Source organism: Kitasatospora sp. NPDC048194 (assembly GCF_043202455.1).
Lineage (GTDB): Bacteria > Actinomycetota > Actinomycetes > Streptomycetales > Streptomycetaceae > Kitasatospora.
The window spans coordinates 1-13455 of record NZ_JBIDAK010000055.1; the positions used below are offsets into that span (position 1 = coordinate 1).

Here is a 13455-nt window from a genome sequence, read left to right on the forward strand (position 1 = left end):
TCTGGCGTTGACTTTTGGCACGCTGTTGAGTTCTCAAGGAACGGACACTTCCTTCAGGCCGCCTTCCAGCGGGCCCTCCGGGCGCTTCGTTCTTTTGCGTTTCCAGCTTATCAGATGTTTTCCGCTCCGTTTACCGGCGCTTTTTGCATCTGAAATCTGCTGTTAACCGCCGTGTCGCGGCGACCCGACCAACCTTAGCGGGTCGGCGGCCGCAGCGCGAATCGGGGCGCACCCGGGCGTCGCTCGGACGGCGGCATGATTTGTTGCTCTCGCGAGCATATACAGCAATGGTCCCGATTCGCCAAGATGCCTGTAGAGTGCGGCGTATCGGACCAAGAGGACTAGACCAGTCGGGGGCCGATGGAACGCCGGTCGACAGGCGGGCGCGGGCGTGGCTCTTCGCCCAGGAATGTCAACAGATGTCCGAAGTTGACATGATTTAGGCTTCAGTTGATCGCGTGCCGCACCACGCGGCCGCTCGCTGTATTGCGCACTTGGGAGGCACAACCATGACCACTGTGACGTCGCCGCTGACCGGCAAGGTCGTCGGGCTCGCCGGCGTGCCGGACCCGGTGTTCTCCGGTGCGATGGTCGGCCCGGGCACGGCGATCGACCCGGTCCGCGAGCCCACCGAGGCGGTCGCTCCGGTGGACGGCGTCGTGGTCTCCATGCACCCGCACGCCTTCGTGGTCGTGGACGCCGACGGGCACGGCGTGCTGACCCACCTGGGCATCGACACCGTGCAGCTGAACGGCGAGGGCTTCGAACTGCTCGTCAACAAGGGCGACACGGTGGTGCGCGGTCAGGCCGTCATCCGGTGGGACCCGGCCGCCGTCGAGGCCGCGGGCAAGTCGCCGATCTCGCCGATCGTGGCTCTCGAGGCCTCCCCCGACTCCCTGGGCGAGCTGCGCGAGGACGGCCAGGCCCAGGCGGGCGAGAAGCTCTTCAACTGGAGCTGACCCCTTCATCACCGACACGGAACACCCGCCCCGCAGGAGTTGACGGGGCGACCCGTCACTCAGCGGTTCCCGCCGGGGCCGCTCCACTCAGCGGAGACAGGCATATGGAGAAGACACTGCGCGGCGTGGGTGTCAGCCACGGGGTCGCGATCGGCCAGGTGCGGCACATGGGCACGGCGGTCCTGGAGCCCGCGGCCACCCAGATCCCGGCCGAGGACGCCCCGCGCGAGCAGGCGCGCGCCCAGGCTGCCGTCGAGGCGGTCGCCGCGGACCTGATCGCCCGCGGCAACCTGGCCGGCGGTGAGGCGCAGGCCGTGCTGGAGGCCCAGGCGCTGATGGCGCAGGACCCGGAGCTGATGGCCGACGTGTCCCGTCGGATCGCCGTCGGCAGCAGTGCCGAGCGCGGCGTGTACGACGCCTTCGCCGCCTACCGCGCGCTGCTCGCCTCCGCCGGGGAGTACCTGGCCGGGCGGGTCGCCGACCTGGACGACGTCCGCAACCGCATCGTGGCCCGGCTGCTGGGCGTGCCGATGCCGGGTGTTCCGGACAGCGACGAGCCGTACGTGCTGTTCGCGCGGGACCTGGCGCCGGCCGACACCGCGCTGCTGGACCCGGCCCTGGTGCTCGGCTTCGTGACCGAGGAGGGCGGGCCGACCAGCCACAGCGCCATCCTCGCCCGGGCGATGGGCGTGCCTGCCGTGGTCGCGCTGCCGGGGGCGACGGACGTCGCCGAGGGCACCGTCGTCGCGGTGGACGGGAGCTCGGGCGACGTGCTGCTCGACCCGTCGCAGGAGAAGCAGGACGAGCTGCGGGCGATCGCCGCGGAGCGCAAGGCCGCCCTCGCCGCCTCGTCCGGTCCGGGGCAGACCTCGGACGGTCACCGGGTGCCGCTGCTGGCCAACGTCGGTGGCCCGGCGGACGTGCCGGCGGCGCTGGAGAACGGTGCCGAGGGCGTCGGCCTGTTCCGTACCGAGTTCCTGTTCCTGGACGACTCGGCCAAGGCTCCCGGCGAGGAGAAGCAGGTCGAGGCGTACCGCAAGGTGCTGGAGGCCTTCCCCGAGGGCCGGGTCGTGGTCAGGGTGCTCGACGCGGGCGCGGACAAGCCGCTGGACTTCCTGACCCCGGCCGACGAGCCGAACCCGGCGCTGGGCGTGCGCGGTCTGCGGACGCTCCTGGAGCACCCGGAGGTGCTGCGGACCCAGCTGCGGGCGCTCGCCAGGGCGGCCGAGGGCCTGCCGGTGCACCTCGAGGTGATGGCCCCGATGGTGGCCGACCGCAAGGACGCCAAGGACTTCGCGGCCGCCTGCCGGGAGGCCGGACTGAATGCCAAGTTCGGTGCGATGGTGGAGATCCCGTCGGCCGCGCTGCGCGCCCGGGCGATCCTCCAGGAGGTCGAGTTCCTGTCGCTGGGAACCAACGACCTCGCCCAGTACGCGTTCGCCGCCGACCGGCAGGTCGGTGCGCTGGCCCGGCTGCAGGACCCGTGGCAGCCGGCGCTGCTGGACCTGATCGCCTCGGCCGCCGAGGCGGCGCAGGCCGTGGGCAAGAGCTGCGGCGTCTGCGGTGAGGCGGCCTCCGATCCGCTGCTCGCCGTCGTGCTGACCGGTCTGGGCGTCACCAGCCTCTCCATGGGGTCGGCCTCGATCCCGTACGTGCGGACGACGCTGGCCAAGTACACGCTGGCGCAGTGCCGCCGGGCCGCCGAGGCGGCGCGGGCGGCGGACAGCGCCGAGGACGCACGGGCCGCGGCGCAGCAGGTGCTCTCCGGCGAGTGACCCCGGATGCCGAAGGGGAGCCCCACCACAGCGGTGGGGCTCCCCTTCGGCGTTCTCCGGGACCCGGGTCCGCGGCGGCCGGGCGCCGGCGTCAGGCGGCGCCCGGCGCGGTCAGGCACCGTCAGGCCCGGCGGTCGATCCGGAGCTGCTCGAAGAAGCGCAGGTGGTCGACGTTGTCGACGGACCCGGGGTTGACGGCCTTCTCCAGCGGGGTGCCGGAGAGGATGCGCTTGACCGGGACCTCGATGCGCTTGCCGGTGAGGGTGTGCGGGAGGCCGCGGACGGCGATGACCTCGTCGGGGACGTGGCGCGGGGAGAGTTCGGTGCGCAGCGAGGTGCGGATCCGGCCGATCAGGGCGTCATCCAGCTCCGCGCCGGGGGCGAGCACGACGAACAGCGGCATCCAGTAGCCGCCGTCGGGCTCCTCCAGGCCGATGACCAGGGATTCGGCGATCTCGGGCAGGCGCTCGACCACCTCGTAGATGTCCGAGGAGCCCATCCGGACGCCCTGGCGGTTGAGGGTGGAGTCGGAGCGGCCGTGGATGACGACGGTGCCCCGGGAGGTGATGGTGATCCAGTCGCCGTGGCGCCAGACGCCGGGGTACATGTCGAAGTAGCTGTCGTGGAACCGGGTGCCCTCCGGGTCGTTCCAGAAGCCGGTGGGCATGGACGGCAGGGGCTTGGTGACGACGAGCTCGCCGACGGCGTCGGTGAGCGGGTGGCCGTCGACGTCCCAGGCCTCGACGGCGGCGCCGAGGCAGGGGGCCTGGATCTCGCCGAGGAAGACGGGGAGGGTGGGGACACCGCCGACGAAGCAGGAGCAGACGTCGGTGCCGCCGCTGACGGAGGCGAGCCAGACGTCCTCGCTGACCTCGTCGTAGATCCAGCGGAAGCCGTCGGGCGGGAGCGGGGAGCCGGTGGTGCCGATGCAGCGGACGGCGGAGAGGTCCAGGTCGCGGCCGGGGTGGAGGTCGGCCTTGCGGCTGGCGACGATGTAGGCGGCGGAGGTGCCGAGGACGGTGGCGCCGGTGCGGGCGGCGACGGACCACAGGGCGCCGGCGTCCGGGTGGCCGGGGCTGCCGTCGTAGGTGACGATCGTGGACCCGGCCAGCAGGCCGGCCACGAGGAAGTTCCACATCATCCAGCCGGTCGAGGTGTACCAGAAGAAGCGGTCCTGCGGGCCGAGTCCGAGGTGGAGGCCGACCTGCTTCAGGTGCTCGACGAGGATGCCACCCTGGCTCTGGACGATGGGCTTGGGCAGGCCGGTGGTGCCGGAGGAGTAGAGCACCCAGAGCGGGTGGTCGAACGGGAGCTGCGCGAACTCCGGTTCGCCGGCGGGCTGCTGGACCGGGCCGGCGACGAGGTCAGCCCAGTCGAGTGCGCCTTCGGGGGCCGGGCCGCCGAGCAGCGGGACGTGGACGACGGTGCGCAGCGAGGGCAGTTCGCGGCGCAGCTCGGCGACGACGTCGGTGCGGTCGTGGGCCTTGCCGCCGTAGTGGTACCCGTCGACGGCGATGAGGACGTCCGGCTCGAGCTGCTGGAAGCGGTCGAGCACGCTGCGGGCGCCGAAGTCGGGGGCGCAGGAGGTCCAGACGGCGCCGACGGCGTTGGTGGCGAGGAGGGCGACGACGGCCTGCGGGATGTTGGGCAGGTAGGCGGCGACGCGGGAGTGCGGGCCGATGCCCCGGGCGCGCAGCGCGGCGGCGAGCGCGAGGACCTGGCGGCGCAGGTCGGCCCAGGTGGTCGCGACGGGGTGCTCGTCGGTCTCGTCGAGGTGGAGGATCGCGGGCTGGTCGGCGTTGGCCGGGTCCTCGGCGTGGCGCAGGACGTGCTCGGCGTAGTTGAGGCGGGCGCCGGGGAACCACTGCGAGCCGGTGCGGGTCTCGTCGACGAGAACGGCGTCGGGCATCCGGGGGTCGGCGAGGACCGCCTCGGGGGCCTGGCTGAAGCGGACGTCGAACCACTGGGTGACGGCGGTCCAGAAGCGGTCGAGGTCGGCGGTGGACCAGGCATGGAGGTCGGCGTAGCGCTGGGCGGCCTGCTGGTCGTCGTCGGCCGGGGCGAGCGGGGCGGCGGGGGCACCGTGGTGTTCGGCGGCCCAGGCCTGGAAGGCCACCAGGTTGGTGGCGGCGGCGCGGGCGGGGTTCGGGCGCCAGAGCGGCTGGTCCTGCGGTGGGGTGCTCACGGTGGTGGTCTCCCGGCCGGTGGTGGGGACGGGAGAGCTCGTGGCCAACCCGTCCGGTGGGCTGTCGGTGCAGACCATGCCATGTGAGCGCCCGCTGCGCCAGGGTCGGCCGGTGCTCGGGCGGGCGTCCGGCCGGGCGCCTGGCCGAGCACCTGACCGGCGGCCGGCCGGGGGCCTGGTCGGTGCCTGGCGGGTGCCTGGTCGGTGCCTGGCGGGTGCCTGGCCCGGGCGGACTAGCGGTTGGCCCGGCCGTTGAACTCGCCGTCGAACCAGCGGCGGAGGATGCCGTTGTGGAAGTCCCAGACGAGCGGGGTGTCGGCGGTGGCGAGCAGCCAGCCGTCCGTCTCGTCGGTGGGGCGCGAGGGCGGGAGTTCGCTGAGCGGGCGGGCCGGGAGCAGTCCGCAGAGCATGACGAAGCGGCCGTTGGGGTCGGAGGCCATGTGGATCAGGGTGACGTCGGCCGGGTCGGCCGCGATGCCGGTCTCCTCCTGGAGTTCCCGGACGCAGGCCTGCTGCCAGCTCTCGCCGTAGTCCATGTACCCGCCGGGGAAGGCGAGTTGGCCGTAGCCGGGTTCGATGGTGCGGCGGATGACGACCAGGGCCGGGTCGGCGTCGGGGCGGGTGACGGGAAGGACGGTGACCGCGACGGGCAGCGGGTTGCGGTAGCTGATCTCGGCGCAGCCCGGGCAGGTGCGGGGCCAGGCCTCCGTCTCCGGAGGGTAGGCGGTGCCGCAGAAATGGCAGTGGGAGAACGGCCGGTGGACGGTCCGCGTCGCTTCGTCTGTGGTCATGGCCGGATCGTAGCCCCGTTCCTCATCGGTGTTCCCCGGGGTGGGAGTGGCCGGCGGTGCTCGCCGCCGCGGGGGCGGCGACCGGGGTGTCGTCGCCGGGCGCCTCCTCGCGGGCGGGGCGGAGCAGGGCGGGGTGGAGCAGCCGGGCGTCGCCGGCGTGGTAGGTGCGGGCCCGGGGGCCGCCGCGGGCGCCGCCGCGTTCGGTGGTGGTACCGGTGCTCTCGACGAAGCCGGGGACGGAGAGCACCTTGCGGTGGAAGTTGCCGGGGTGGAGCTTCTCGCCCCAGACGGCCTCGTAGACGGCGCGCAGCTCGGGGATGGTGAAGTCGTACGGGAGGAAGGCGGTGGCGAGCGGGCTGTACTCGAGTTTGGCGCGCACCCGGTCGAGGCCGTCGGCGAGGATGCGGGCGTGGTCGAACGCGAGGGCGATCGGGTGGGGGCCGGTGGGCCCGTCGACACCACCCCCGTGGGTGTCGACGGGCCCACCGGTGGTTCGGGCGGGTACGCGGGAGCCCGGGCCCAGGTCGAGGTCGAGGTCGGCGACCGGGTGCCAGGCGGCCGCCGCGGCGTCCGTCCCGGCCTGGGGATCGGGCAGGTCGGGGGCGAAGGCGAGGTAGGCGACGGAGACCACGTGCATGCGCGGATCCCGCTCGGGCGCGCCGTAGGTGCCGAGTTGTTCCAGGTGCAGGCGGCAGAGCTTGGCCTCGACCTCCGAGGCGCCCAGCAGGCCGGTCTCCTCGGCGAGTTCGCGGGCCGCGGCTTCGTCGAGGCCCTCCTCGCCCGCGCGCAGGAAGCCGCCGGGCAGCGCCCAGCAGCCCTGGTAGGGCGGGGCGCCGCGTTCGACCAGCAGGACGTGCAGGCTGCCGCGGCGCAGCGTCAGGGCGACCACGTCGACGGTGACGGCGACGGGGGTGTAGGCGCGCGGATCGTAGGCGGCGAGCCACTCCTGCTCGGCCGCCGGCCCGGTGCCGGGCCGGGGGTGCGGTCCGTCGGCTGCCATCGCGGGCTCCTCTCCGCACGGTCGAGGGCATCCGGTGCCGTCGTTCTCGGGCTGAGCACAACGTAACGACCGCCCTGCCCGACGGCAAACGGTTTTCCGGATCCACGAGCGCCTCCGGTTTCCGGGCCGCCGGGCACCTCCGGCTTCTAGGCTGTGACCGGGAACGACCGCTGCCGAGGAGGCCCCGATGCCCATTGCTCCCCCGCCGGACTTCGCCGCGGCGCTGGCGGCTGGCCCGCTGGTCCTGGACGGCGGGATGTCGAACCAGCTGGCGGCGGCCGGGCACGACCTGTCGGACGAGCTGTGGTCGGCGCGGCTGCTCGCGGACGACCCGGCGGCGGTGGTGGCGGCGCACCGGACGTACTTCGCGGCCGGGGCGGAGGTGGCCATCACGGCGAGCTACCAGGCGAGCTTCGAGGGCTTCGCCCGGCGCGGGGTCGGGCACTCGGAGGCGGCCCGGCTGCTGGCGAGCAGTGTGGAGCTGGCCCGGGAGGCGGCGCGGGCCGAGCCGGGCGGGCGGCGGCGCTGGGTGGCGGCCTCGGTCGGCCCGTACGGGGCGGTGCTGGCGGACGGGTCGGAGTACCGGGGGCGGTACGGGCTGAGCAGGGCGGACCTGGTGGCCTTCCACCGGCCCCGGCTGGAGGTGCTGGCCGCGGCCAGGCCGGACGTGCTGGCGCTGGAGACGGTGCCGGACGCGGACGAGGCGCGGGCGCTGCTGGAGCTGGTGCACGGTCTGGGGGTGCCGGCCTGGCTGTCGTACAGCGTGGCGGGTGACCGGACCCGGGCGGGGCAGCCGCTGGCCGAGGCGTTCGCGCTGGCGGCGGAGGTCGACGAGGTGCTGGCGGTGGGCGTCAACTGCTGCACGCCGCAGGACGCGGACCGGGCGGTGGCGCTGGCCGCCGAGGTGACCGGCAAGCCGGTGGTGGTCTACCCGAACAGCGGGGAGGAGTGGGACGCCGGCCGCCGGACCTGGCGCGGGGAGCCGACGTTCCGCTCGGCGCGGGTGGGCGGCTGGCTGGCGGACGGGGCGCAGCTGGTCGGCGGCTGCTGCCGGGTCGGGCCGGACGGGATCGCCGCGCTGGCGGCCGAGGTGGCGGTGCGGCGGGGGCTGCTGAGCGGAGTGGACGGCTAGGTCCTGCCCGGCGGTGCCGGCGGTCGTGGCGGTCTCGGCTTGGCGGTCTCGCCGGTCCTGACAGGCCCGGCACGGACGGACGGGCAGACGGGCAGACGGGCAGACGGGCGGACAACCCGGACGACCGGACGGGGCCCGGGTTCCGGGCACGGCGGACGGGAGGTTAACACCGGATCGAGGGCGGGTTACCGAGGGGGAAGGTGCACGGACGGACGGCGGCCTGGCAGACTCGTCCCGTCACCAATGCGGTCGACAATGTCGACCGCCTGTCAGCGCGGAGGTACCCATGCCCGGCCCGATCCAGTCGCTCTCCCGGGCCGCCGCGATCATGCGCCTGCTGGCCGGCGGTGAGCGCCGCCTGGGACTGTCCGAGGTCGCGACCGCGCTGGACCTCGCCAAGGGGACGGCGCACGGCATCCTGCGCACGCTGCAGCAGGAGGGGTTCGTGGAGCAGGACCCGGAGAGCGGCAAGTACCAGCTGGGCGCCGAGCTGCTGCGGCTCGGCCAGAGCTACCTGGACGTGCACGAGCTGCGGGCGCGGGCGCTGGTCTGGGCCGACGACCTGGCCCGGGCGGCCGGGGAGACGGTGTACCTGGGGGTGCTGCACCAGCAGGGCGTGCTGGTCGTGCACCACGTGTTCCGGCCCGACGACACCCGGCAGGTGCTGGAGGTCGGATCGATGCAGCCGCTGCACAGCACCGCGCTGGGCAAGGTGCTGGTGGCCTACGACCCCGTCGCGCGCGGGGAGTTGGGCGACGGCCCGTACGAGCCGTACACCCTGCGGACGCTGACCGAGGCGGCCGACCTGGACGCCGAGTGCGCGCTGATCCGCGAGCGCGGGTGGGCGGACTCGATCGAGGAGACCTGGGAGGGCGTGGCCTCGATCGGCGCGCTGATCCAGGACCGGCGGCGCAATCCGGTGGGCGCGGTGTGCGTCAGCGGCCCGGTGGAACGGGTCTGCGAGGACGGCTTCGTGAAGCCCTCGCTGGTCGCCTCGGTGCGCAGCGCGGCGCGCGCGATCTCGCGCGACCTGGGCGCCGGGCGGTTCTGAGCGCAGCGGTCCATTCGTCACGCTGAGGCGCGGACGGGGCGGAAGCCTGTCCGCGCCTTGGCGTTTTGTCCGGATTCCGGACACTCCGCTGGGTAACTTCGGGGGGCGTGCCGAGGGAAGGGTCACAGCTGCGTAACCCCGCCTTGACGTGGAGGCGACCTGGGGAGGAAGCTTCCGCATGACGGTCGACATTGTCGAACGACGGCCGGGAAGATCACTCCCACAGCGCGCTCACCCGCACGGCGATCCACCGGCCCACCCCCACCCGCTCCTCCGGGCCATATGGACAAGGGAGTCTTTGTGTCCGCGTTCTCCAACGGCGACGTCTTCGTCGGCGAAACCCTCGGCACCGCCGCTCTGATACTCCTCGGCGGTGGCGTCTGCGCCGCCGTGACCCTCAAGAAGTCGAAGGCCGTCAACGCCGGCTGGCTGGCGATCACCTTCGGCTGGGGCTTCGCGGTCCTGGTCGCCGCCTACATGTCGGCTTCGAAGTCCGGCGCCCACCTGAACCCGGCCGTCACCCTCGCGCTCGCCGTCAAGAGCGGCGACTGGAGCCAGGTGCCGCTCTACCTCGGCTCCCAGCTGCTCGGCGCGATCATCGGCGCCGTGCTGGTCTGGCTCACCTACCTCGGCCAGTTCCAGGCCAACGAGGAGCCCACCCTCGGCATCTTCTCGACCGGGCCCGAGATCCGGAACCCGATCCAGAACCTGATCACCGAGGTCATCGGCACCTTCGTGCTCTGCCTCCTGATCCTGACCATCGGCACCAACGACGGGCTCACGAAGTCCGGCACCAGCACCCTGATGGTCGCCTTCACCGTCGTCGGCATCGGCCTCTCCCTCGGTGGCCCGACCGGCTACGCCATCAACCCGGCCCGCGACCTCGGCCCGCGCATCGCGCACACCTTCCTGCCGATCCCCCACAAGGGCGGCTCGGACTGGTCCTACGCCTGGATCCCGGTCGTCGGCCCCGTCCTGGGCGGTCTGGCCGCCGGCGGCGTGTACAACGCCCTCTTCTAAAGACCGGGTTGGACCGCACCGAGCACGGGGACTGACCGAGAAGCACGTCAGGCCCACCCACCCCGCAATCCCCCCGAACCTGAGCCGAGGACCCTCCACATGACCTCCACTGGCAACTACATCGCCGCGATCGACCAGGGCACCACCTCCAGCCGCTGCATCATCTTCGGCGCCGACGGGCGGATCGTCGCCGTCGACCAGCAGGAGCACCGGCAGATCTTCCCCCAGCCCGGCTACGTCGAGCACGACGCCGCGGAGATCTGGACCCGGGTGCAGTCGGTCGTCCGCGGCGCGCTGGAGAAGGCCGGCCTGACCAAGGACGACATCCGCGCCATCGGCATCACCAACCAGCGCGAGACCACCGTCCTGTGGGACAAGAACACCGGCGAGCCGGTGCACAACGCGCTGGTGTGGCAGGACACCCGCACCGAGGCGCTCTGCCGCGAGCTGGGCCGCAACGTCGGCCAGGACCGCTTCCGCCGCGAGACCGGCCTCCCGCTGGCCAGCTACTTCGCCGGTCCGAAGATCCGCTGGCTGCTGGACAACGTCGAGGGCCTGCGCGAGCGCGCCGAGGCCGGCGACATCCTGTTCGGCACCATGGACACCTGGGTGATCTGGAACCTCACCGGCGGTGTCGACGGCGGCAAGCACGTCACCGACGTGACCAACGCCAGCCGCACCATGCTGATGAACCTCAAGACCCTGGCCTGGGACGAGAGCATCGCCGAGTCGATGGGCGTGCCGCTGGCCGTCCTGCCGGAGATCCGCTCCTCCGCCGAGGTGTACGGCGAGGCCGTCGGCGACCTGGCCGGCGTGCCGGTCGCCTCCGCGCTCGGCGACCAGCAGGCCGCGCTGTTCGGCCAGACCTGCTTCGACGAGGGCGAGGCCAAGTCCACCTACGGCACCGGCACCTTCCTGCTGCTGAACACCGGCGAGAAGATCGTCAACTCGTACCACGGCCTGCTGACCACCGTCGGCTACCGGATCGGCGACCAGGCCCCGGTGTACGCGCTGGAGGGCTCGATCGCCGTCACCGGCTCGCTCGTCCAGTGGCTGCGCGACCAGCTCGGCATCATCTCCACCGCCGCCGAGATCGAGACCCTCGCCAACACCGTCGAGGACAACGGCGGCGCCTACTTCGTCCCGGCCTTCTCCGGCCTGTTCGCCCCGTACTGGCGCTCCGACGCCCGCGGTGTGATCGCCGGTCTGACCCGGTACGTCACCAAGGGCCACCTGGCCCGGGCCGTCCTGGAGGCCACCGCCTGGCAGACCCGCGAGGTCGTCGACGCCATGCAGAAGGACTCCGGGGTCGAGCTCACCGCCCTCAAGGTCGACGGCGGCATGACCAGCAACAACCTACTCATGCAGAACATCGCCGACGTCCTGGACGCCCCGGTCGAGCGCCCGTACGTGGCCGAGACCACCGCCCTCGGCGCCGCCTACGCGGCGGGTCTCGCCGTCGGCTTCTGGAACGACCTCGACACCCTGCGGGCCAACTGGCACCGCGCCGCCGAGTGGACCCCGCGCATGGACGAGGCCACCCGGGAGCGTGAGTACAAGAAGTGGCTCAAGGCCGTGGAGCGCACCATGGGCTGGGTGGAGGAGGAAGAGAACAACTGACCGAGAGCCGGTCGGGGCACCGCGCCCCGGCCGGCCGCCCGCTGTTCCGGCAACGGGCGTCACCGTGTTTCACCGGCCCGCCGCACCGGGCCGACCGGCCTCTCCCGCAGGGGCCGCACCGCACACGAGAGGAGTAACGGCGCCGCCCGACCAGCGCCGTACACAATCACCATGGCAACCATCCCGACCCTGGGCGCCGAGCGCACCGCCGGCCACACCGCTTCCCGCGCCGAGACCCGCGAGCTGCTCGGCAAGGCCACCTACGACCTGCTGGTGATCGGGGGCGGCATCCTCGGCACGGCCGTCGCCTGGACCGCGTCCCAGGCCGGTCTGAAGGTCGCCATGGTCGACTCCGGCGACTTCGCCGGCGCCACCTCCAGCGCCTCGTCCAAGCTCGTCCACGGCGGCCTGCGCTACCTGCAGACCGGCGCGGTGAAGCTCGTCGCGGAGAACCACAAGGAGCGCCGCGCGCTCTCCACCGACGTCGCGCCCCACCTGGTCAACCCGCTGACCTTCTTCGTGCCGGTCTACAAGGGCGGCCCGCACGGCGCCGCCAAGCTCGGCGCCGGCGTCTTCCTGTACTCGGCGCTGTCCGCCTTCCGCGACGGCATGGGCCGGGTCTCCACCGCCGCCCACGCCGCCCAGCAGGTGCCCGCGCTGCGCACCGAGGGCCTGCGTTCGGTGGCCGTCTACGGCGACCACCAGATGAACGACTCGCGCGTCGCGGTGATGACCGTCCGCGCCGCCGTCGACGCCGGCGCCGTGGTGCTCAACCACGCCGAGGTCACCGGCCTGCGCTTCACCGGCGGCCGGGTCACCGGCGCCGAGGTGCGCGACCGCCTGGACGGCACCGAGTTCGGCGTCAACGCCCGCCTGGTGCTCAACGCCACCGGCCCGTGGGTGGACCACCTGCGCAAGATGGAGGACGCCGGCGCCGCGCCGTCGATCCGCCTCTCCAAGGGCGCCCACGTCGTCGTCAAGCGCCGCGCCCCGTGGCGCGCCGCGCTGACCATCCCGATCGACAAGTACCGCGTCTCCTTCGCCATCCCGTGGGAGGACCACGTCCTGCTCGGCACCACCGACGAGGAGTACACCGGCGACCCGAAGGACGTCCGGGCCACCGACGCCGACATCGACCAGATCATGGGCGAGGCCGCGCACGCGATCCGCGACGAGCACCTCGACCGCGACCTGATCACCTACTCCTTCGCCGGCCTGCGCGTGCTGCCGGGCGGCCCGGGCGACACCGCCGCCGCCAAGCGCGAGACCGTCGTCACCGAGGGCCGCGGCGGCATGCTGTCGGTCTCCGGCGGCAAGTGGACCACCTACCGGCACATCGGCCGCACCGTCCTGGAGAAGCTGGCCCACGTGCCCGGCACCAGCCTCGGCGAGGACATGTCCCCGATCGCCCCGACCGTGCCGCTGCCGGGCGTCGGCGCGCCGAACGCGGTGGCGCACCGCCTGCTGATCGACCGCGAGCCGGGCTCGCGGATGGAGCCGCTGGTGGCCAAGCACCTGGCCAGCCACTACGGCACGCTCTCCTTCGAGATCGCCCGCCTGATCGACGAGAACCCGGAGCTCGGCCGGCCGATCCACGAGGACGGCCCGGACGTCTGGGCGCAGGTCGCGTACGCGGCCGACAACGAGTGGGCGTACACGGCGGACGACGTGCTGCGGCGCCGCACCACGATGACCGTGCGCGGTCTGGACACCCCGGAGATCCGGGCCGAGGTCGAGGCCTTCCTCGCCAAGCGCGCCAAGTAGGCCCTGAGCGCGGTTCCTCTGCGGCGGGGGGGGGGGCCGGGGGGCCCCCGGGGCCCCCCCCCCCGGGGGCCCCCCCGCCGGCCCCCCCCCACGAGCCCCGGGCCGCGGTGCTTGGCCCGGGGGGGCAACACCGTGAGGTCGGCGCGCGGGTCGGCGGC

At 73.3% G+C, this 13455-nt stretch carries 10 protein-coding genes; 7 read left to right on the top strand and 3 right to left on the bottom strand.

Annotated features, from left to right (window positions below; translation table 11 throughout):
- Positions 1–509 precede the first annotated feature (509 nt).
- Positions 510–959, top strand: coding sequence for a PTS glucose transporter subunit IIA (locus ACGF07_RS34705; RefSeq protein ID WP_350750203.1), 450 nt, complete (start codon positions 510–512; stop codon positions 957–959).
- Between the two features lie 104 nt (positions 960–1063).
- A complete protein-coding gene (gene ptsP, locus ACGF07_RS34710) occupies positions 1064–2734 on the top strand; it encodes a phosphoenolpyruvate--protein phosphotransferase (protein ID WP_392905521.1) in 1671 nt (556 codons plus the stop codon).
- 121 nt (positions 2735–2855) lie between these two features.
- Here ptsP and ACGF07_RS34715 read toward each other — a convergent pair whose 3' ends face one another.
- The 3 genes from ACGF07_RS34715 to ACGF07_RS34725 all read right to left on the bottom strand — a co-directional run bounded on the left by ACGF07_RS34715 (position 2856) and on the right by ACGF07_RS34725 (position 6710).
- Positions 2856–4919 carry an acetoacetate--CoA ligase gene (locus ACGF07_RS34715; RefSeq protein WP_392905523.1) on the bottom strand — a complete coding sequence of 688 codons (2064 nt, stop codon included), beginning with the start codon at positions 4917–4919 and terminating at the stop codon, positions 2856–2858.
- 233 nt (positions 4920–5152) lie between these two features.
- Positions 5153–5710: an NUDIX domain-containing protein gene (locus ACGF07_RS34720; protein ID WP_392905525.1), complete on the bottom strand. Its 558-nt coding sequence runs from the start codon at positions 5708–5710 to the stop codon at positions 5153–5155.
- 22 nt (positions 5711–5732) lie between these two features.
- Positions 5733–6710 (bottom strand): NUDIX domain-containing protein, encoded by a 978-nt coding sequence (locus ACGF07_RS34725; RefSeq protein WP_392905528.1) that lies wholly within the window; start codon positions 6708–6710, stop codon positions 5733–5735.
- Between the two features lie 187 nt (positions 6711–6897).
- Here ACGF07_RS34725 and mmuM point away from each other — a divergent pair, with 187 nt between their 5' ends.
- The 5 genes from mmuM (at position 6898) to ACGF07_RS34750 (ending at position 13297) form a co-directional block, all read left to right on the top strand.
- Positions 6898–7842 (top strand): homocysteine S-methyltransferase, encoded by a 945-nt coding sequence (gene mmuM, locus ACGF07_RS34730; protein WP_392905530.1) that lies wholly within the window; start codon positions 6898–6900, stop codon positions 7840–7842.
- A 286-nt stretch (positions 7843–8128) separates the two neighbouring features.
- Positions 8129–8893, top strand: a complete 765-nt coding sequence (locus ACGF07_RS34735; protein ID WP_350749465.1) for an IclR family transcriptional regulator — start codon at positions 8129–8131, stop codon at positions 8891–8893.
- Between the two features lie 282 nt (positions 8894–9175).
- Complete coding sequence (locus ACGF07_RS34740; protein ID WP_392905533.1) at positions 9176–9913, top strand: MIP/aquaporin family protein; 738 nt, start codon at positions 9176–9178, stop codon at positions 9911–9913.
- A 99-nt stretch (positions 9914–10012) separates the two neighbouring features.
- Positions 10013–11533: a glycerol kinase GlpK gene (gene glpK, locus ACGF07_RS34745; RefSeq protein ID WP_350749459.1), complete on the top strand. Its 1521-nt coding sequence runs from the start codon at positions 10013–10015 to the stop codon at positions 11531–11533.
- Positions 11534–11704: 171 nt separating this feature from the next.
- Complete coding sequence (locus ACGF07_RS34750) at positions 11705–13297, top strand: glycerol-3-phosphate dehydrogenase/oxidase (RefSeq protein ID WP_350750327.1); 1593 nt, start codon at positions 11705–11707, stop codon at positions 13295–13297.
- The last annotated feature ends 158 nt before the right edge of the window (positions 13298–13455 follow it).

What these genes read in the sequence shown, in the direction of transcription:
- ptsP (WP_392905521.1), top strand. Translation starts at nt 1,064, where the DNA reads ATGGAGAAGACACTGCGCGGCGTGGGTGTCAGCCACGGGGTCGCGATC.
- ACGF07_RS34720 (WP_392905525.1), bottom strand. Translation starts at nt 5,710, where the DNA reads ATGACCACAGACGAAGCGACGCGGACCGTCCACCGGCCGTTCTCCCAC.
- ACGF07_RS34705 (WP_350750203.1), top strand. Translation starts at nt 510, where the DNA reads ATGACCACTGTGACGTCGCCGCTGACCGGCAAGGTCGTCGGGCTCGCC.
- mmuM (WP_392905530.1), top strand. Translation starts at nt 6,898, where the DNA reads ATGCCCATTGCTCCCCCGCCGGACTTCGCCGCGGCGCTGGCGGCTGGC.
- ACGF07_RS34740 (WP_392905533.1), top strand. Translation starts at nt 9,176, where the DNA reads ATGGACAAGGGAGTCTTTGTGTCCGCGTTCTCCAACGGCGACGTCTTC.
- ACGF07_RS34725 (WP_392905528.1), bottom strand. Translation starts at nt 6,710, where the DNA reads ATGGCAGCCGACGGACCGCACCCCCGGCCCGGCACCGGGCCGGCGGCC.
- glpK (WP_350749459.1), top strand. Translation starts at nt 10,013, where the DNA reads ATGACCTCCACTGGCAACTACATCGCCGCGATCGACCAGGGCACCACC.
- ACGF07_RS34750 (WP_350750327.1), top strand. Translation starts at nt 11,705, where the DNA reads ATGGCAACCATCCCGACCCTGGGCGCCGAGCGCACCGCCGGCCACACC.
- ACGF07_RS34735 (WP_350749465.1), top strand. Translation starts at nt 8,129, where the DNA reads ATGCCCGGCCCGATCCAGTCGCTCTCCCGGGCCGCCGCGATCATGCGC.